Raw genomic sequence first — 18,437 nt, forward strand, 5'->3', positions numbered from 1 at the left:
AATGTACGGTCTGATCTGGCGACTGCTTCCGGGCAATTGGTTCATCAAACTCATCTTCGCCCTCATCCTCATCGCGGCTGTGGTGCTGCTGCTCATGCAGTACGTCTTCCCGGTCGTCGCCCCGTACATGCCCTTCAACAACGCAACTGTGACTGATGGAAGCGGTGGCCAATGACAAAGATCCTCGTCGTCGACAACTACGACAGCTTCGTCTACACGCTCGTGTCCTACGTCCGCGAGCTCGGAGCCGACACTCACGTCATCCGCAATGACGATCTGAGCGCCGAGGCTGTCGTGGCCCTGGCATCGGAGTACGACGGTGTCCTACTGTCACCGGGTCCGGGAGTGCCGGCCGAATCGGGAGTCTGCCCGGACCTCATCGCCTGGGCGGAGACGACTGGCACCCCGGTGTTCGGAGTCTGCCTGGGCCATCAGGCGCTGGGAGAGGTATTCGGCGCCACAGTGACCCACTCGCCGGTGCTCATGCACGGAAAGACGTCGGTGATCACCCACGACAGTCAGGGCATCTTCTTCGGCTGCAAGAACCCGCTGACCGTGACTCGCTATCACTCGCTGGCGATCGTTGATGAGACCATCGATCTCGAGAAGTTCCTGGTCACTGCCCGCACCGATGATGGAGTAGTGATGGCCATCGAACACCGTGAACAGCCATTGTTCGGTGTTCAGTTCCACCCGGAGTCCGTGCTCACGGAATGCGGCTATCTGATGCTGGGCAACTGGCTCGAGGTCTGCGGCATCGACGGTGCCGCCGCGCGGGCCGCCGCGATGTCCCCGATGGCCTCGGCGATCGCGGCGAAACCCATCCCGGCCGCCTCTCCGGCTTAAGCTGCGGTTCCGGCTTACGCGGCCGCCACTCCGGCTTAGGCACCTGCCTCGGCTGAAACAGCTACTCCGGCTCAGACGGTCACCCCGGCTCAGACGGTCACCCCGGCTCAGACGGTCACGACAACGAGTCAATCCCGCTCAGACTCTTCCTGCGGCCCTACTCGGCATATTAGGATCGTGAGACACCCTGAGAGGACCTACTGATGTCAGAGTCGAGTATCAACCGGAGCGAACCATTCCTCGAACTCACCGTGTTCGAGGCGACGTCGGTCCCCACCGCCGTCGTAGAGGTCAGGAATGTCGCCATGGAGGACCTTCCAACCCACTTCGACGCCGCCTTCTCCGGGCTGTTCCCTGCCCTGGCAGAGGCTGAGCAGGAAATCGCTGGTCCCGCATTCGCGCTGTACACGCGCCAACCCAGCGACACCGTCGACCTGGAGATCGGCCTTCCGCTCACCTCGGGGCTGAAGCAGGCCCTGCCTCTGGGCGAGGGCCTCATCGCGATCCCGTCCCAGCTGCCCGGCGGATCGATCGCCGCACTGACCCATACCGGTGGATATGACGGATTGGGTGAGGCTTGGGCGGGGTTGATGAAGGCGGTCGTCGACGCCGGACACCACCCGGACCTGCCGTTCTTCGAGGTCTACGTGACAGAGCCGAAGCCTGATATGGACCCGGCGGATCTGCGCACCGACCTCTTCCTCACTCTGTCCTGAGAAGACGAACTGGGGCCGCCACCGAGACTTCTCGGTGGCGGCCCCAGCCGTTTCAGACCTTCGGCTTGGTCGGACTCACTCAGCGGTTGCCGTCGGCGCCTGAGTCGGAGAAGCCGTCAAACCAGTCGCCTCCGCCTCCGCCTCCGCCGATGGCCTCGGCATCCGAGTCACTGTCCTTGTCTTTGTCCTTCTCGCCGCTACCGGTGTCATCGCCGCTGTCATCGCTGCCACCGTCGTCAGACGGCGACGTGGGGACCCCTCCGGGGATGGACGGAATGCTTGGCGACGATGGCTCCTCCGGCGGCTTCTTGGCTACCTTGACCGTGATCTCCGAGCCCTGCTTGACCTCGCTGCCGCCAGCCGATGACTGTTCGAAGACCTTCTTCGCGGGTTCGTCTGCGGTCTCGACCTCTTCGGTGGTGCACCCCAGCTGGTAGTCGTCGCCCTCGAGGATCTCACATGCCTCCTCCGCGGACTTGCCCGTCACATCGGGGACCTCGACCATTCCCGAGGACACGACGAGGTCGACGTTTGAGTCCACATCCACCTCGGAGCTGGCGCCGGGCTTCGTCTCGATGACGACACCCTTCTCCACGTCCGGAGAGTTCTGGGAGATATGCGTGCCTGCCTGGAGCTTGGCGTCGTTGAGGATCTTGCGGGCACTTTGCTCGGATTTGCCGGAGACATCGGGGACCTTGACGCTTTCGGGGCCGGAGGAGATGACCAGCTTCACGACGCTGTCCTGCTCCACCCGCTGGCCGCCGGCGGGATCGGTCTTGATGGCCTTGCCCTCGTCGACGTCCTCGCTGTACGACTCGTCTCTGTCGACTCTCAGGCCCTGTTGGATGAGAGCGGACTCGGCCTCATCGGCGTCCATATTCGCCACGTCAGTGACCTCGACCTGGATGATGTCCGGTGGTTTGTTGATCTCGTAGACCCACAAAGCGATGGCGGCAAGAGCCAACAGCACGAAGATGCTGCCGATCCAGATCCAGGCGCGCGAACGCCTCGGCGGCGGTGGTTCGTCCTGCTTGGCCATGATCGTCGACACGGCACCCGTCTCAGGCTCCACCTCGGCGTCCTGAGCATACTGCGGAGGACCCATCATGGCCCCGGCCATCGGGAACGCCTGGGTGCGATCCATGTCGTCGTCGAAACTCAGGGGACGACCGTCACGAGCCGCGAGGACATCCTCACGGAAGATGTAGGCGTCCTGGTAGCGCTCGTCACGATCCTTCAGCAGCGAATGCATGAGGAGGCGGTCGACCTCGGGGGGAACATTCGGATTGTAGAAGCTCGGAGGCTTCGGCGTCTCGCCCACGTGCTGGTAGGCGACCGCCAGCTGCGAATCTCCGACGAACGGGGGCCGGCCGACGAGGAGTTCATAGAGCAGGCAGGCCGTCGAATACAAGTCCGAACGGGCGTCGACGACCTCACCACGGGCCTGCTCGGGGGACAGGTACTGGGCGGTGCCCACGACCGACTGGGTTTGGGTCAGCCCGCTGTTGTCCTTGAGCGCGCGGGCGATGCCGAAGTCCATGACCTTGATGTCACCCTCGGGGGTGAGCATGACGTTGGCTGGCTTGATATCGCGGTGGACGATTCCGTTGCGGTGGGAATACTCGAGTGGGGCGAGCACACCGGCGACAACGTTGAGCGCTTCGTCGATGGTCAGGGTGCCGTGCTCGTTGAGGACCTCGCGCAGCGTCTGGCCCTCGACATACTCCATGACGATGAAGGGCACGGAGACATTGGAGCCTCCGGTCTCCACGAAGTCCTCTTCGCCCGAGTCGTAGACAGCGACGATGCCCGGATGGTTCAGCCCTGCCGCGGACTGCGCCTCACGCTTGAGACGTGTGTGGAACGAAGGATCACGAGCGAGATCGGACCGCAGAAGCTTGATCGCGACGCGCCGGCCGAGCCGGTTGTCGACGCCCTCGTGCACTTCTGCCATGCCCCCACGGCCGAGGAGCGCACGAACCTCGTACCGCCCCGACAGCACCTTGGGTTCATTCATTCTGGTCCTCCGCTTGGTTCACCCACGTCGTGGGAAAGTACTCCGCATGTCAAGTAGATTACTCGTCTTCTCAGCGCATGGTGTCAGCCAAAGATCGACTCGTCCAAGTCTGTGCCGGCACTGGGGTCTTCGTTGCCGCCGCCTCCGGACTGGTTTCCGCCGCCGTCGTCGGAGCTGTCGGACCCGCTGTTCGGGTTCGAACCGCTGGTGTCATTGCCGTTCTGGCCGCCGTTCGGATCGCTGCTCGAGCCCGAGTCGGTGTCAGCTCCGTCGTCTGTGCTGCTCGAGTCGCTGCCCTCGGAATCACTGGCCGAAGCACTGTCGGAATTCGACGAGCCGGTATCGTTCGAGTTGCTGCTCTCGTTGCTCGAGGAGCCCCCATCGTCGTTGCTGCTCGATCCCGATCCATCGTCGCCGCTGGTCTCTGACGGTGTGGGAGTGTTCGAAGGTTCAGGTTCCTCCGTCTCCACCGGCTCTTCGGCCGGGCCAGAGGAGATGTAGAGCGTGACGGTATCGCCCTCTTCGAAGGTGTAGCCGTTGTCGCCCTCACCCACATCGGCGACCGTGCCCGCTGCGCGGGAGGACTCGATGGTCTGGGTCTCGGCTTCCAGCCCCTGCCGTTCGAGGTTCTGAGTCGCCGAGGATTCGGTCAGTCCGATGTAATCGCTCTTGTCGATTTCGATCGTCTTCGCTGCCTGCGACGTCGTGGGGGCGCTGGTGCTGGGGTCCGGCTCGGGCTCGGCATTGCCTCCTCCGAGGAAGAACCACAGCAGCGAACCGACGGCGATGAGTGCGACGATCGCGAGGATCCAGATGAGGGCGCGGCCCTTCTTCGACTGCTTCTCGTCGAGCTCCTTGTCCTCTTCGTTCTCAGCGTCGAGTTCGCTGCCATTTGCAGCTCCGGCGCCCGCTGCACCGGCCGCACCTGCACCAGCAATACCTGCGGCAGCTGCACCCGGGTAGGCACGAGTCTCCTCGTTGGACGCCGTGACCGGCATCGCCTTGGTCGTCGGCACGGGTTCGGGGCTGTTGAAGACCTGGGTCAGTGCATCGGAGGCGGCGCTGCCCAGTCGCATCTGCGGCAGAATCTCTTCGGCACCTGCGACATCGCCTGCGGCCAGCGCATCGGCGGCCCGGGATACCGCCATGGCATCCGAGGGCCTGCGTTCGGGCTTCTTCTCAAGCAGGCAGTCGACGAAGCGCCGCAATGGCTCGGACACTGTGTCCGGAAGCGGCGGATGCTGCTGGTTGACCTGGGCGATGGCGATCGCGACCTGCGAGTCACCGGTGAACGGACGTTGCCCGGCCAGTGCCTCATAGGCGATGATGCCCAGAGCGTAGAGGTCGGAGCCGGACCCCGAACCCTTGCCTGTGGCCTGCTCCGGTGCCAGGTACTGGGCGGTGCCCATCACCTGGCCGGTCTTCGTCAGCGGGGCCTGGTCGGTGACGCGGGCGATGCCGAAGTCCGTGATCTTGACCCGGAAGTCCGGGGTCATGAGGATGTTGCCGGGTTTGATGTCGCGGTGGATGACTCCCACCTTGTGGGCCGCCCCCAGCGCCTGCGCGGACTGGGAGACGATGCTCAGAGTATCCGTCTCCGACAGGGGTGCGCTGCGCTCGATGATCGCCGACAGTGCCTCACCTGGCACGTACTCCATGACGAGATAAGGGGATCCCTGCTCATCGCCGTAGTCGAAGACACCGGCGATACCGGGGTCCGATGCGCGTCCCATGTTCTGTGCCTCGGCGCGGAACCGCGCGAGGAAGGTCGTATCCGAAAGGTATTCGTCCTTGAGGATCTTCGCCGCAATCTCACGGCCGAGCACGGAGTCGACGCCCTTCCAGACCTCGCCCATGCCGCCCACGGCAATGCGAGAGGTGAGCTTGTATCGGTTTCCCAACAGGGTGCCTTCGACGGGTCTCATTTTTCGACCACCGCTTCCATCATGTCCTTGGCGATCGGTCCTGCGACCGTCGCTCCATAAGCTTCGTTGCCCGCGTTTCCGCCGTTCTCCACGACGACCGCGACTGCGATCTTCGGATCATCGGCTGGGGCGAATGATATGAACCACGCGTGCGGGGCCGCACCGGGTCCGTGCTGTGCGGTGCCGGTCTTCGCGGCGACCTTCGTGCCGTTCATCTTGGCCACCGAGGCGGTTCCGTCCTCGACCACGCCTTCCATCATCGTGGTCAGCTGATCGGCGGTCTTACCCGAAACGGGCCGCGACATCTGCGCTGGGCGCATCTCCTTGATGGGTTCGAGAGTGCTCGCGTTCAGAACCCGGTCGACGAGCTGCGGCTTCATCATCTTGCCGCCGTTGGCGATTCCCGCCGTCATCATCGCCATCTGCATCGGCGTGGACCTGACCTCGTACTGTCCCAGCGAGGACTGAGCCAACTGGGGTGGATTGAGGTCCTTCGGGAACGTGGACGCACTGACGTTGAGCGGAATCTCCATCTCCTGGCCGAATCCGAACTTCTCCGCCTGTTCCTTGATCGCATCCTCGCCCAGATCCATTCCGAGTGAGGCGAATGAGGTGTTGCAGGACTCGGCGAGCGAATCGGCCAGGGACGGGCTTCCGCCGTTGCGGCAGGCGCCCGGATGGGAGTTGCCGATCGTGGAGGTGGTCTGGGGCAGGTCGAGCTCTGCCGGACCGTTCAGCGTCGAATCCGGCTTGTAATCGCCCGATTCCAGCGCGGCCGCAGCCACGAGGACCTTGAACGTCGAGCCCGGAGGGTACAGGTTTCCGCCGATGGCGCGATTATAGGCAGGCTTGTCCTCAGCGTTGTTGAGAGTCTCGAAGGCGGACTGCGCGGTCGAGGAGTCATGACTGGCGATGGGGTTGGGGTCCCAGCCAGGTGTCGAGGCCATGGCGAGGATCTTGCCGGTCTTCGGATCGAGTGCGACCGCTGCACCGTTCTGGTTGCCCAGTCCGTCCCAGGCGGCCTTCTGCACCTTCGGGTCGATGCTCAGCTCCACGGCCGCACCGCGGGGCTGCTCACCTGTGACCAGGCTGCCGACCTTGTCGTAGAACAACGCGTCGGAGTCGCCGGAGAGGTACTCGCCGGAGGCACGCTCCATGCCCGAAGCTCCCGAGACGATGGAGTAGTACCCGGTCATGGAGGCGTAGGCACGGGGATCGAGGCCCTCCGAGCCGTACTTGCGCTGGAACTTGTACTTGTCGTCGACTGGTTCCGAGTAGGCGATCTTCTTGCCGTCGACGAGGATCGGACCCCGGTCGCGAGCCAGCTGGTCGAGGACCTTCCGGTTGTTGAGCGCATTGTTGTTCAGTGAGTCGGCGGTGACGAACTGAACCCAGCTGGTGGAGCTGAACAGGAGCGCGAACATGACGAACCCGACGATGCTGATGTGCTTCAGTGGCTTCTTCATCGTTCACCTCCGGTAGTGCCCAGATTGGTCGTCGGGTCCTCATCGGACCGGTCTGTCTCGAGATCGGCGGCGCCGAAGTTGGTCGTCGGCGCATCGTCGCTGGTGGCGCGATTCGTGGCGAGACCGCCAGTCGCGTGTTCGTGTGCTCCCTCGACACGTCTCGTGTCATTGCGATTCCCGGCCGCCCGCGCCGAGGCGGTGGCGTCGTCGGGATCCTCCGTGATCTTGAGGACACCGGTGTGGAACTCCTCCACCGGTCGCCTGGCATTGTCGGAGATGCGCAGGAGCAGCGCGATGATCATCCAGTTTGCGATCAGAGATGACCCGCCTTGGGCGAGGAACGGCGTGGTCAGACCCGTGAGCGGAATGAGGCGGGTGACGCCGCCGACGACGACGAAGACCTGGAGGGCGATCGTGAAGCTCAAGCCCGTGGCCAGCAGGGTGCCGAAACCGTCGCGCAGCTGCTGGGCGGTCTTGATGCCGCGCTGGAAGATGAACAGGTAGCAGAGCAGGATCACGAAGAGCCCCGCCATGCCCAGTTCTTCGCCGAGGCTGGCGTAGATGAAGTCGGATTCGGCATAGGGGACCATGTTGGGTCGGCCCTCACCGAGTCCGGTTCCGGTCAGCCCGCCGTTGGACATGCCGAACAGACCTTGGACCAGCTGGTACGAACCACCAGGGGTTTTGTTGTACTCCTCGGCAGTGAGTGCATTGAGCCAACCGTCGACACGCTGCCCGACGTGGGAGAAGAGGAAGGTCGCTGCGACCGCGCCGGCAGCGAAGAAGCCGAGTCCGAGGATGATCCAGGAGACCTTGCTCGTCGCAACATAGAGCATGGCGACGAACAGGCCGAAGAACAGCAGCGAGGTGCCCAGGTCCCTCTCGAATACGAGGATGCCGACGCTGGCCACCCAAGCGATGATGATGGGACCGAAGTCACGCAGGCGCGGGAAGCGGATGCCGAGGATCTTCGGGCCGGCCAGAACCAACTGGTCACGATAGGACACGAGGTAGCCGGCGAAGAAGATGGCCAGCAGGATCTTGGCGATCTCACCGGGCTGGAAGGACATCGGGCCGACGCCGATCCAAATGCGCGCACCGTTGACCGTCTTGCCAAGGCCGGGAAGCAGCGGGAGCATGAGGAAGATCAGCGCAGCGAACCCCGAGAGGAAGGTGTAGCGGCGCAGCCACCTGTGGTCACCCAAGAAGATGATGATGCCGACGGCCAGAGCGACGCCCAAGGTCATCCAGATCAGCTGGGTGACTCCGCTGTTCTGGTATTCGTCCCGGCCGAGGTCGACGCGGTAGATCATCGCCAGGCCCAGGCCGTTGAGCAGAACCGCGATCGGGATGAGGACAGGGTCGGCGTACTTGGCCTTCCACCACACGACGATGTGGATGATGAGACCGAGTGCGGCCAACCACGCCGCGTACTGGTAGACATTGGCGGGGATCGTGTCCTCGGTGCCGAGTCCCACGAGGGCATAGGCGCTCGTGGATACGGCGATGGCGAGGATGAGGAGGCCGAGTTCCGCCAAGCGATAAGGCCGTGGCCGCGCGCCTTGGTTGGGATTCGCGGACATTATTGTGACTCCTCAGTGATGGCATCACTGGGATCGACCGCTTGGGAACTCGGTGGTGACGGTGCGGGATCGCTGGGGCTCGCGGCGTCTTCGGCATTGCCTGAGACAGTGCCGGACTTGTCGGCTTCCTGACGCAGGTTCTCGATGATGCGATCGGCCTCGTCGCGGGAGTCAGCCTGGATGGAGCCGCGCAGACGATCCTGCGAAAAGCTGTTGAGGGTGCCGACCTCGATGTCGGTGGTGTCCTCGAGCTGGCTGAGTTCGATGGGTCCCAAGGTGGTGTCGAGGCCCCGATAGAGGGTGACTTTCCCATCGAGATTCGTCAGGTAGTAGTGGTTGTTCATGTAGTTATAGGCGAAGAATCCGCCCACGGCGATCGCGACGATGACGATGGCCGCGATGATCCAACCCAGGTAGGACCGCTTTTCGACCTCGTCGTCGTCAGCGTCGAGGTCATCCTCCTCGGTGGGTTCGTCCCTGTCGGACGTCTCCGTGTCGGTGCGCTGGGAGGGTGGGACCACCTCGGCGGTGGGCTCCTGCTTATCGGAGTCGGACACCGCCTGCAGGGGAACGGTGTCGGTGGGGATGTCGCCGTTGCCGTAGTGGGGCTGAGTCTCCGTGGTGGCTTCGTCGACGTCGGGGTTCGTGCCGATCGTGGCGTACTTCGGGTTGAGGTGGACGGAGCCGACGGAGCTGCCGTGCACGGTGTCGACGGTGCCCTCGAGCACGTCGCCGATGACGACGGTGACGTTGTCGGCACCGCCCCCTGCCAGGGCCAGGTCGATGAGCTGACGGCAGCATTCGTCGGGATCGGAGACCTCGGCGAGGATGCGGGCGATGTCGTCGATGTCCGCGAAGCCGGTCAGTCCGTCCGAGCACAGCATCCAGCGGTCGCCGACGTGGGCTTCACGCAGAGTGAGGTCGAGATCGGGGGAGGCTCCGACGTCGCCGAGGACCTTCATGACGACCGATCGCTGCGGGTGGGTCTCCGCCTCGTCAGCGGTGATGCGACCTTCGTCGACGAGCATCTGGACGAAGGTGTGGTCGTGGGTGACGGTCTGAAGTTCCCCGTCGCGCAGCACGTAGCCGCGGGAGTCGCCGATGTGGGCGAGTGCGAACCGGTTGCCCGGTGCCCTCAGCAGAGCGGTGACCGTGGTGCCCATGCCGGCGAGCTCGGGCTGTTCGGCGACACCGCGGCAGATGCGGTCATTGGCCTCGAGGATCGAGGTGCGCAGGATCTCCAGAGCGTCCTCGCCGCTGGGTTCGCGATCGAGGTCGGCGAGGCGGGAGACGGTGATCGCCGAGGCGACGTCCCCGCCTGCGTGACCGCCCATTCCGTCAGCGATGAGTAAGAAATTCGGACCCGCATAGCCGGAATCCTGGTTGTTCTTACGCACCAGCCCGGTGTGAGACCGGGCTGCTGAACGGAGGGTGATCGTACCGTCGGTCGTCACGATTGGGTCTCCAGCGTCGTATGGCCGATGGTGATCTGGGTGCCGATCCGCAGACTGATGGGCGAATGCATGGGCGAGCCGTCGACGATCGTCCCGTTCGTCGAGCCCAGATCCTCAAGGACCCAGGAGCCGTTGGCGGCCACGATTCGCGCATGATGGCTGGAGGCGAAATCGTCATTGATGACGATCGAGTTGTCCGGCGCACGCCCGAAGGTCACCGGCGCCCCGGAGAGAGTGATCAAGGTCCCGGTCAAGGGCCCACCGGTGACGCGGACAGATCCCGGATGCGCTTGAGACCTCGCGGGAGCAGGCGTCGGCGCGGGGACCGGTGCTGGTCTGCTCGGTGCCGGGCTCGGAGCTGCATTACGGGAGGCTCTGCCACCTCGGCGAGACTTCCTGGGGGCCTTTTTGGCACCGAAGATGTCGCGTCTGAGGACACCGGCCACTCCGAGCACGAAGAGCCAGAGGATGATGAAGAAGGCGAACCGGAAGACGGTGACGGTGAATTCGCTCACTGGGCGTCCTGTTCGATCTCGTGGTAGCGCACCTCTGCATCTCCGGCCATGAGGACATCACCGTCGGCGAGGTTCGCCGAGGTGAGCTTGCGGCCGCGCAGAAGTGTTCCGTTGGTCGATCCGAGGTCGTTGGCGACCGCGTGATCGCGCTCGACGGTGATCTCGAAGTGCCGGCGGGAGACGCCGGGGTCGTCGATGACGTAATCGGAGCTGGATGAGGAGCGTCCGAAGACGTTCGTGCCCTGGTGCAGTGCGTAGTCCTGTCCGTGGATGGTGACGCTCGCATCGATCGTGCGCGACCTGGACGGTGCGGCCTGGCGCACTGGCGCTGGTGTGGGTTCCGGGGTGCGCCTGGGCGGGACCGGACGGGAACCGGAGTTGGCCTGTCCTTCACCCACGATGTTGTGTGAGCGGGACACGGGGTCGTAGCCGCCGCGGTTGGCCGGTTGGGCTGCGGGCGATCCGTCGGGACGCTGTGTGCTTGAGACGACACGGTACATTCCGGTGTCGAGATCTTCTGCTTCGACGAATTCGACGGAGACGGGACCGACGAAGCTGTAGGCCTGCTCGACCGCGTGATCACCGATCACCTGTCGCAGGTCCGAGCGGAGTTCATTCTCAAGCCCCGAGAGCCGGTCGAAATCTGTGGGTGACAGCTCGATGCTGTAGTGGTTGGCGGTCAGTGTCCGTCCGCGCGAGACGACTGCGGCCTTGTTATCGGCTTCGCGTCGCAGTGAGCCGGCCAGCTCGACCGGTTCCACCTGTGAGCGGAACGCTTTGGCGAAGGCGCCGTTGACGACATTCTCCAATCCCTTCTCGAAACGATCGAGAATCCCCATGGCACCTCCTCATCCAGGTATCGTGCGCGTGACGAACGTTTCGCCACCAGCCCGGACTGTGCGTCCGAGCGAGTCTGTCTAGGTGATTCCACGCTCGGAAAAGGACACCGAGATGGAGACACCAACACCCAATCCTAACGCGGTGAAGCTCTCAACTCACGTCACTGGGTATTTCGGGGCCGAGGTCTGCTCGGATTCCCGGCGGTCGTCCAGCTTAGGGGTTGTCGCTGAGTACTCCTTGAGCCTCTGACGAGCGCCGATGTCATGGGAGATGAGGCGTGCGTCACCTCAGACGCGAAGCGGACGGGCATCGAATGTGAACGTCGACACGTTTCGGGCGTTTCGGCTGAGCTCGGTTTCATTCTTCGGGGTCGCGATGCTAGAGTTTTCTCTTGTTCGCGCGAGTGGCGGAATTGGTAGACGCGCTGGCTTCAGGTGCCAGTGATCGCAAGGTCGTGGGGGTTCAAGTCCCCCCTCGCGCACAGTGAACAACAGCCCTTCACCAGGGTCCTTCGGGGCCACGGTGGAGGGCTGTTTCGCGTCTGCATACGTGTGAGGTGCCCCCCTGAGAGTTGAGAGGCGATCGAAGGAGGTCACGCTGAGTAGGCCTGAACCAGCTGAGTTTGACTTCGACTGTGGACTTCCACCCTCACGCCGGTCGCCGTGGGTGGGTTCTGCAGCAGTGGGCAGGATCTGTCCGATCCATCAGGATTCGAGAAGTGCCGCCTCGCGGACACAAGTACTGTGGGGATACGGATACCCCACAGCAAGTCGAAGTGAGGAACGCGCGATGTCCCCCAACGCCACAGACGACAGCAATGCCAGAGACGATGGATTCTCTGACCAGGAGCGCGCGGCGATCAAAGATCGGGCAAAGGAGCTCAAGACCCAGGCGAAGCGACGCAAGTCTGAGGACAAGGCCGCGGCGGATGAGGCCGACCTGCTGGCGAAGATCGAGCAGATGCCCGCCGGTGATCGTGAGATGGCCGAACGTCTCCATTCGATCGTCGGCTCCGTCGCACCGGATCTGGCGCCCAAGCTCTATTACGGACAGCCCGGGTATGCCCGGAAGGGGAAGGTCATCTGCTTCTTCCGCAGTGGAGGGATGGACAAGGCCCGCTACTCCACATTCGGGTTCAGCCCGGAAGCCGCACTCGACAACCCGGATGGATTCTGGCCGACCTCCTACGCCTTGGAGGATCCGAGTGAGGCTGCGTGGGAGGCCATCGCGGACCTCATCAGTTCAGCGACCGCCTGATGACCCTGGGTGGATGACATGCTCACAAGCGTTCTCACAAGCTGTCTTCTCCTTGCGATCGTCCTCAACGGGCTGTTGGCCGGACTGTTCTTCGCCTTCAGCATCGCCGTCATCCCGGGCTTCCGACGTGTCGATGACAGTACCTACGTTCGATCCTTCCGGGCGATCAACACTGCAATCCTCAATCCACTGTTCCTGCTCGTGTTCTGTCTGGCACCCTTGTCGGCTGTGGTATCTGTGGTCCTTCGGCTGTGGGGCGGAGGTGCGGAACCCGTGTTGTGGCTGGTGATCGCGGCTCTCTGTTCGATGTTGACCTTCGTCATCACTGCCGGCGCGAATGTTCCCCTCAACAACGCCTTGGACAGGTCAGAAGTCGACACCGAGGCACGTCAGAGGTTCGAGTCTCGCTGGAATCGGTGGAACCATGCTCGGACTCTCACCAGCATCGGTGCGTTCGCCTGCTTCACTGCTGGAATGGGTCTCGGATAGATGCCCCGGATGCTCCGATGACCGAGAGCAGCTGAAGCTTCGCACTGGAATCGCTGCCGAGTTCGGTGATGACCCCACCGAAACGGCAGACGACCGACGACGGCTTCGAGCTCCACTTCGGCTCCAACCACCTCGGCCACGTCGCACTTGTCGGTCGTCTGCTCCCGCTGTTGAGAGAGGGGCGGGCGCAAGTGACTTCGCAGGTCAGCATCGCGGCCAACCGAGGCGGCACCAACTGGGAGACGCCCTTTGACCGAATGAGGGCCTACAAGTGAAGTGAGAAGTCACCCTGAGTCCTGGGAACACAGCCTGCCGAGGTCAATCCTGACAGCGATCGCCAGCACAGCCGTCGGCCTCGTGTTCGCCGGTGAGCACAGACACTGGAGCGGCGCAGCATGCGTCCCCGCGCCACGACTCGATACCCTCTCTGATGGCGAAGACGGCGATCACGAGAGCAGCGAGGGAGTCCGCCCATGCCCACCCGAGGATGCTGTTGAGCAGCAAACCTGCGAGCAGAGCGACAGAGAGATATGTGCAGATCAGGGTCTGTTTGGAATCTGCGATCGCCGAGGCGGACCCGAGTTCGCGCCCCGTGCGACGTTCGAACCAGCTGAGGAACGGCATGACGAGAAGGCTCAGGGCGGCGATGACGATGCCGACGGTGGAATGCTCTGGATCGCGCCAACCGGACAGGGAAGCGATCGCATCGACGCTGACGTAGATTGCCAGGGCGAAGAAGGACACCGCGATCACGCGCAGGGCCGTCTTCTCCCTTCTCTCGGGGTCGGGCGCTGCGAATTGCCATGCCACGGCTGCCGCAGAGAGGACTTCGACGATCGAGTCGAGTCCGAAGCCGATGAGCGCCGCCGAGGAGGCTGCCCCACCTGCGATGAGAGCCACGACGGCCTCGATGACGTTCCACGTGATGGTGATGGCCACGACGATCCTGATGCGTCGACGCAGAACCTGTATGCGTGGTGGAGCTATGAGAACAGCCGTGTTGCTCACGCCTTGGCCCGATTGTCACGGTCGTCGGCAGGTTCGCGATCGCAGCAGCCGGGCACGGTGCAGGAGGGGTTGAGGCAGGGGGCGCTCTCGTCGACTGCGAGAGTGACGTCGAGCAGACTGTTGAGGGCCGAGCTGATGTGGGGATCCGCGATCTCGTATCTGGTCTGTCGCCCCTGCGCCTCGGCCACGACTATTCCGCATCCGCGCAGACAGGCGAGATGATTTGAGACGTTCGTCCTGGTCAGATCCAGATCGCGCGCGAGCTGCGCAGGATATCCGGGACAGTCCAACAGCGAGAGTAGGATTCGCGAGCGGGTTGAATCGGCCATGGCCCGACCCAGACGGTTCATCACGTCGACGCGAGAAGCAATGGTCAGCATATGCTGACCATACAGTATGCGCTGACCTATATCGAGAGGGCTGAACGTATTCGTCGGCCTGTTGGATCCTGCACGACAACGAAATTCACCGGCTCCGGACAGCGCAGAACACGACATTTGCGGGCCGGATCTCACTCTGTCCTGCACAGGCAGTAGTTTGGTTCCATGACCTCACCCGATTCTGCCCCCGCTGCGTGGTGTGTGATCGGCCGTGCGCCCGATCGTGCCCTTGGCGGCGTTCGGGGTATGGGTTCGATGATCGCCGTCGTCGACCTCGACGATGCCAGGCAGCGGATCGGGCGCCACCAACTCGGCGTGGATGAGCTGCCGGAATTCGTGCGAAGCCGAGAAGCAGAGGACCGGCCCAGGTGGGTCTTCAGCGACACTCCGAATTGGTACCCAGCCCTGTTGGCCGCCGGGGTGCAGATCGAACGCTGCTATGACCTGCGACTGACCCACGCGATACTCATGCGCTCGGAACTCGTGACCGACCGCGGAGGGGTTGCGGCCGCCGAAGAATGGGAGGCGGGCCCCGTGAGCGCCCCGACCGCGCCCGAGGCGGAGGCGCTCTTCGAAGTCACCGAACGACGCAGCCACATCAAAACGGTCCCGCACGACATCGAGTCTGCGCTCGCCGAATTCTCCCGTCAGTCCACCGCCGTGCAGACTGCCTCCGATCCCGGCCGGCTGCGTCTGCTGCTCGCCGCGGAATCCGCCGGTGGGCTCGTGGCCGCGGAGATGCAGGCGGCCGGAGTGCCCTGGGACGTCGCCGAACACGACCGAATCCTCGCTGAGGAGCTCGGGCCCCGTCCTGCGCGGGATGCGAAGCCTGCGAAGATGCTCGCCGTCGCCGAGGAGGTCAGAGCCGCTCTCGACGATCCGCGGGCCAATCTCGACTCCCACGTCAAACTCCTCCACTCCCTGCATGCCGCCGGAATCAATGTCGCCTCGACGTCGAAATGGGAGCTCGAGCAGAGCGAACACCCCGCCATCGCACCCTTGCTGCAGTACAAGAAGCAGTCACGTCTGCTGACTGCCAACGGTTGGCATTGGCTCGACGAATGGGTCTCCGAGGGCCGGTACCGTCCCGTCTACGTGCCCGGAGGAGTCGTCACCGGTCGCTGGGCAGCCAGCGGCGGCGGTGCTCTCCAGATTCCCCGTCAGCTGCGACCGGCCCTGCGCGCGGACCCCGGCTGGCGGCTGATCTCGGCCGATGTCGCCCAGCTGGAGCCACGGGCGCTCGCCGCCATGTCCGGGGACGCAGCTATGGCCGAGGCCGGTCGTGGCCGTGACCTGTACTCCGGCCTCGTCGCCGAAGGCATCGTCGGCACCCGACAGGAGGCGAAGATCGCCGTGCTCGGCGCCATGTACGGTTCCACGACCGGTGACAGCGGCAGACTCGTGCCCCGCCTGCGCACGAGCTTTCCCGCCGCGATGGGCCTGGTCGATTCCGCCGCCGAGGTGGGTTCACGCGGAGGAGTCGTCTCCACGTGGTTGGGCAGGACCTCACCGGCGCCAGGCGAAGGGTGGCGTCGTCTCCAGTCCGCGGCGAACCAGTTCGACGCCACCCCACAGGACGAGAACCGTGCCCGGCGCGCCGCCGGTGACCAGGGACGCTTCACTCGCAACTTCGTCGTCCAGGGAACCGCCGCCGAATGGGCACTGGCCTGGCTGGCCGACTTGAGACTGAGGTTGGGCCGGCTGCCGACCGTCGATGACGGGAACCCGGGAGCTGCCTCGGCGGGGGAAGCGATGGGGAACGTGGCCACGGCCTCGGGGCCGGTGTTCTCACGACGAGCTCACCTGGTGTTCTTCCTCCACGATGAGGTCATCGTCCATGCCCCGGCCCAGCAGGCCGAAGCCGCGGCGGAGGCGATCAGGGAAGCGGCCGCCTCGGCGGGGAAGCTCCTGTTCGGCAATGCACCGGTCGACTTTCCTCTCGATCTCACGATCTCCGAGCGGGCGGCCAAGGGCTGACGGCGGGCGCACATCTCGGGACGGGCTCTGAGGCCCACCTCACGACAGATAAGTGCCCGCGCATGGAATAGGACCCGCGTGATGCGTGTTTGGGTTGTGGCGCTGTGCCCACAATCGGCACCGGAGCCCATCTTCAGCAACGGAAACACCACTGACTTCGAGGAGTTCACATGAGCATCACCGTCAAGGCACTGCAGAAGACCGGCCCCGACCAGCCGTTCCAGGTTGCCAACATCGAACGCCGCGACCCACGGGCCGATGACGTGGTCATCGACATCAAGGCCGCCGGAATCTGCCACAGCGACATCCACACCATCCGCAACGAATGGGGCGAGGCGCATTTCCCCCTGACCGTCGGCCACGAGATCGCAGGCGTCGTCGAGGCCGTCGGCTCCGACGTCACCGACTGGAAGGTCGGCGATCGCGTGGGCGTGGGCTGCATGGTCAACTCGTGCGGAGAGTGTGAGGAGTGTCGGGCAGGGCAGGAACAGAACTGCCTCAAGGGCCAGGTCGGGACCTACAACTCCACCGACGTCGACGACACCATCACCCAGGGCGGCTACGCCGAGAAGGTCGTCGTCAACGAGCGCTTCGTCTGCCGTATCCCCGACGCTCTCGACTTCGACGTTGCGGCCCCGCTGCTCTGCGCCGGCATCACCACCTATGCGCCGCTCAACCGCTGGGGCGCAGGTGAGAGCAAGGACGGAGCACCGAAGAAGGTCGCCATTCTGGGACTCGGCGGACTCGGCCACATGGGTGTCCAGATCGCCGTTGCCATGGGCGCGGACGTCACCGTCCTCTCCCGCACCCTGAATAAGGAGAAGGCGGCGCTCGAGCTCGGCGCGAAGCAGATGCTCGCGACGACAGAGGAGGACTTCTTCAGCAAGCACCGCGGAGAATTCGACCTCATCCTCAATACGATCAGCGCGGACATTCCCGTCGACAAGTACCTGAGTCTGCTCAAGGCCCGAGGAGTCATGACCGTCGTCGGTATGCCTCCGGAGAAGCAGTCGCTGTCCTTCGCCTCCGTGATCGGCGGCGCCAAGGTGCTGGCCGGATCGATGATCGGCGGCATCGCCGAGACACAGGAGATGCTCGACTTCTGCGCGAAGCACGACATCGCCGCCACAATCGAGACCGTGAGCATCGACGAAGCGGATGCGACCTATGACCGCGTCGTCGCCGGCGACGTCTACTTCCGTGCCGTCATCGACACCGCAACATTTGAGGGCGCCGAGGTGACCGCGCTCGCCTGATTGCTGAGGTGAAGGGGCCGTTTCGCTGATTATTCAGCGAGGCGGCCCCTTTTCTGCAATGCAGCCTGTCCCTGCGCTGGAACCGCTCACGCCGGTCCTCGGGGTGGTTCTCAGCGATGAGGATCGACGAACTCAGTGCCCGATTCGTCGGCTGAACGGTCGAGGCCCCGGATTGCGGGTTACCGCAATCCGGGCGCTGTCATCAGGTATCGGCGGTAGTCTGAGCCGCATGGCGAGTCGGCAGAGACGGATGGGCGATATGCCCCTGGTGCTGCTGATCTTCTACACCGTCTTCATCGGCTTCATGACGCTGACCCCCTACCAGCTCGACGTCAGCCCGGCGGGTCCGATCGGCAGGCTGCTCCAGTTCTTCGCCGATCATCAGGTGACGTCATGGCTGACTTATACACTCGTCGAGAAGCTGGCGAATGTCGCCATGTTCGTTCCCTTCGGATTCCTGCTCGCACTGCAGATGGGGCGTCGGCGCTGGTGGGTCGGTTGGGTGGCGGGCGCGGCCTTCACGTGCCTGATCGAGGGGGCCCAGGTGACTCTGCTCTCGCCCACTCGCTACGGCACGATCAGCGATCTCATCACGAACACGCTCGGTGCCGTGATCGGTGCCGTCCTCGCGCTGGTCCTCATGGTCCTGCTGCCTTCTCGAGATGAACCGGACGAGGTCGATCGCGTCGTGCGTTGAGGACCCGCACC

Annotated in this window: 17 protein-coding genes, 1 tRNA gene and 1 pseudogene; 10 read left to right on the forward strand and 9 right to left on the reverse strand. The window is 64.1% G+C overall.

All coding sequences use genetic code 11. The features are described 5' to 3' along the window. Window position 1 precedes the first annotated feature (1 nt). From FO013_RS22375 to FO013_RS12045, 3 genes are all read left to right on the forward strand, one after another. Complete coding sequence (locus FO013_RS22375; protein WP_186293079.1) at window positions 2–175, forward strand: hypothetical protein; 174 nt, start codon at window positions 2–4, stop codon at window positions 173–175. Next, entirely contained in the window at window positions 172–846 is a 675-nt protein-coding gene (locus FO013_RS12040; RefSeq protein WP_143922774.1) for an anthranilate synthase component II, read from the forward strand. The genes FO013_RS22375 and FO013_RS12040 overlap by 4 nt, the downstream gene beginning before the upstream one ends. Window positions 847–1,049: 203 nt before the next feature. Continuing rightward, a complete protein-coding gene (locus tag FO013_RS12045) occupies window positions 1,050–1,562 on the forward strand; it encodes a GyrI-like domain-containing protein (RefSeq protein WP_143922775.1) in 513 nt (170 codons plus the stop codon). Window positions 1,563–1,641: 79 nt separating this feature from the next. Here the strand turns inward: FO013_RS12045 and pknB are convergent, their stop codons facing one another. From pknB to FO013_RS12080, 7 genes are all read right to left on the reverse strand, one after another. Continuing rightward, on the reverse strand, window positions 1,642–3,579 hold the full coding sequence (pknB, locus tag FO013_RS12050; protein ID WP_143922776.1) for a Stk1 family PASTA domain-containing Ser/Thr kinase: 1,938 nt from the start codon (window positions 3,577–3,579) through the stop codon (window positions 1,642–1,644). An 83-nt stretch (window positions 3,580–3,662) separates the two neighbouring features. Next, entirely contained in the window at window positions 3,663–5,504 is a 1,842-nt protein-coding gene (locus FO013_RS12055; protein WP_143922777.1) for a protein kinase domain-containing protein, read from the reverse strand. Continuing rightward, window positions 5,501–6,970 (reverse strand): peptidoglycan D,D-transpeptidase FtsI family protein, encoded by a 1,470-nt coding sequence (locus tag FO013_RS12060; protein WP_143922778.1) that lies wholly within the window; start codon window positions 6,968–6,970, stop codon window positions 5,501–5,503. The genes FO013_RS12055 and FO013_RS12060 overlap by 4 nt, the downstream gene beginning before the upstream one ends. Further along, window positions 6,967–8,553: an FtsW/RodA/SpoVE family cell cycle protein gene (locus FO013_RS12065; RefSeq protein WP_143922779.1), complete on the reverse strand. Its 1,587-nt coding sequence runs from the start codon at window positions 8,551–8,553 to the stop codon at window positions 6,967–6,969. The genes FO013_RS12060 and FO013_RS12065 overlap by 4 nt, the downstream gene beginning before the upstream one ends. Next, window positions 8,553–10,007, reverse strand: coding sequence for a PP2C family protein-serine/threonine phosphatase (locus FO013_RS12070; protein ID WP_143922780.1), 1,455 nt, complete (start codon window positions 10,005–10,007; stop codon window positions 8,553–8,555). The genes FO013_RS12065 and FO013_RS12070 overlap by 1 nt, the downstream gene beginning before the upstream one ends. Beyond that, window positions 10,004–10,522: an FHA domain-containing protein FhaB/FipA gene (locus tag FO013_RS12075; protein ID WP_143922781.1), complete on the reverse strand. Its 519-nt coding sequence runs from the start codon at window positions 10,520–10,522 to the stop codon at window positions 10,004–10,006. Before FO013_RS12075 ends, FO013_RS12070 begins: the two co-directional genes overlap by 4 nt. Further along, window positions 10,519–11,361 (reverse strand): FhaA domain-containing protein, encoded by an 843-nt coding sequence (locus FO013_RS12080; protein WP_143922782.1) that lies wholly within the window; start codon window positions 11,359–11,361, stop codon window positions 10,519–10,521. The genes FO013_RS12075 and FO013_RS12080 overlap by 4 nt, the downstream gene beginning before the upstream one ends. A 398-nt stretch (window positions 11,362–11,759) precedes the next feature. Between FO013_RS12080 and FO013_RS12085 the strand changes: the two genes are divergently transcribed. The 4 genes and pseudogenes from FO013_RS12085 to FO013_RS12100 all read left to right on the forward strand — a co-directional run. After that, window positions 11,760–11,843: transfer RNA gene (locus FO013_RS12085), tRNA-Leu, on the forward strand. A gap of 308 nt (window positions 11,844–12,151) precedes the next feature. Continuing rightward, a complete protein-coding gene (locus tag FO013_RS12090; RefSeq protein WP_143922783.1) occupies window positions 12,152–12,619 on the forward strand; it encodes a DUF1801 domain-containing protein in 468 nt (155 codons plus the stop codon). A gap of 18 nt (window positions 12,620–12,637) precedes the next feature. Then, window positions 12,638–13,108, forward strand: a complete 471-nt coding sequence (locus FO013_RS12095; RefSeq protein WP_143922784.1) for an anthrone oxygenase family protein — start codon at window positions 12,638–12,640, stop codon at window positions 13,106–13,108. 59 nt (window positions 13,109–13,167) lie between these two features. Then, window positions 13,168–13,380, forward strand: a pseudogene (locus tag FO013_RS12100) (short chain dehydrogenase); the annotation flags it as partial. Between the two features lie 46 nt (window positions 13,381–13,426). Here FO013_RS12100 and FO013_RS12105 read toward each other — a convergent pair. Next, window positions 13,427–14,047, reverse strand: coding sequence for a cation diffusion facilitator family transporter (locus FO013_RS12105; protein WP_313900583.1), 621 nt, complete (start codon window positions 14,045–14,047; stop codon window positions 13,427–13,429). 65 nt (window positions 14,048–14,112) lie between these two features. Next, window positions 14,113–14,496: a Cd(II)/Pb(II)-sensing metalloregulatory transcriptional regulator CmtR gene (gene cmtR / locus FO013_RS12110; protein WP_143922786.1), complete on the reverse strand. Its 384-nt coding sequence runs from the start codon at window positions 14,494–14,496 to the stop codon at window positions 14,113–14,115. A gap of 165 nt (window positions 14,497–14,661) precedes the next feature. On the opposite strand from cmtR, the gene FO013_RS12115 reads away from it, so the two are divergent. From FO013_RS12115 to FO013_RS12125, 3 genes are all read left to right on the forward strand, one after another. Next, window positions 14,662–16,473 carry a bifunctional 3'-5' exonuclease/DNA polymerase gene (locus FO013_RS12115; protein WP_143922787.1) on the forward strand — a complete coding sequence of 604 codons (1,812 nt, stop codon included), beginning with the start codon at window positions 14,662–14,664 and terminating at the stop codon, window positions 16,471–16,473. 170 nt (window positions 16,474–16,643) lie between these two features. Beyond that, a complete protein-coding gene (locus FO013_RS12120) occupies window positions 16,644–17,729 on the forward strand; it encodes an NAD(P)-dependent alcohol dehydrogenase (RefSeq protein ID WP_143922788.1) in 1,086 nt (361 codons plus the stop codon). A 229-nt stretch (window positions 17,730–17,958) separates the two neighbouring features. Continuing rightward, window positions 17,959–18,426 (forward strand): VanZ family protein, encoded by a 468-nt coding sequence (locus FO013_RS12125; RefSeq protein ID WP_260848119.1) that lies wholly within the window; start codon window positions 17,959–17,961, stop codon window positions 18,424–18,426. The last annotated feature ends 11 nt before the right edge of the window (window positions 18,427–18,437 follow it).

Source organism: Brevibacterium aurantiacum (assembly GCF_007558825.1).
GTDB classification, from domain to species: domain Bacteria; phylum Actinomycetota; class Actinomycetes; order Actinomycetales; family Brevibacteriaceae; genus Brevibacterium; species Brevibacterium aurantiacum_A.

Coding starts and splice junctions, on each gene's coding strand:
- FO013_RS22375 (WP_186293079.1), top strand. CDS start 2: ATGTACGGTCTGATCTGGCGACTGCTTCCGGGCAATTGGTTCATCAAA.
- FO013_RS12040 (WP_143922774.1), top strand. CDS start 172: ATGACAAAGATCCTCGTCGTCGACAACTACGACAGCTTCGTCTACACG.
- FO013_RS12045 (WP_143922775.1), top strand. CDS start 1,050: ATGTCAGAGTCGAGTATCAACCGGAGCGAACCATTCCTCGAACTCACC.
- pknB (WP_143922776.1), bottom strand. CDS start 3,579: ATGAATGAACCCAAGGTGCTGTCGGGGCGGTACGAGGTTCGTGCGCTC.
- FO013_RS12055 (WP_143922777.1), bottom strand. CDS start 5,504: ATGAGACCCGTCGAAGGCACCCTGTTGGGAAACCGATACAAGCTCACC.
- FO013_RS12060 (WP_143922778.1), bottom strand. CDS start 6,970: ATGAAGAAGCCACTGAAGCACATCAGCATCGTCGGGTTCGTCATGTTC.
- FO013_RS12065 (WP_143922779.1), bottom strand. CDS start 8,553: ATGTCCGCGAATCCCAACCAAGGCGCGCGGCCACGGCCTTATCGCTTG.
- FO013_RS12080 (WP_143922782.1), bottom strand. CDS start 11,361: ATGGGGATTCTCGATCGTTTCGAGAAGGGATTGGAGAATGTCGTCAAC.
- FO013_RS12090 (WP_143922783.1), top strand. CDS start 12,152: ATGTCCCCCAACGCCACAGACGACAGCAATGCCAGAGACGATGGATTC.
- FO013_RS12095 (WP_143922784.1), top strand. CDS start 12,638: ATGCTCACAAGCGTTCTCACAAGCTGTCTTCTCCTTGCGATCGTCCTC.
- cmtR (WP_143922786.1), bottom strand. CDS start 14,496: ATGCTGACCATTGCTTCTCGCGTCGACGTGATGAACCGTCTGGGTCGG.
- FO013_RS12115 (WP_143922787.1), top strand. CDS start 14,662: ATGACCTCACCCGATTCTGCCCCCGCTGCGTGGTGTGTGATCGGCCGT.
- FO013_RS12120 (WP_143922788.1), top strand. CDS start 16,644: ATGAGCATCACCGTCAAGGCACTGCAGAAGACCGGCCCCGACCAGCCG.
- FO013_RS12125 (WP_260848119.1), top strand. CDS start 17,959: ATGGCGAGTCGGCAGAGACGGATGGGCGATATGCCCCTGGTGCTGCTG.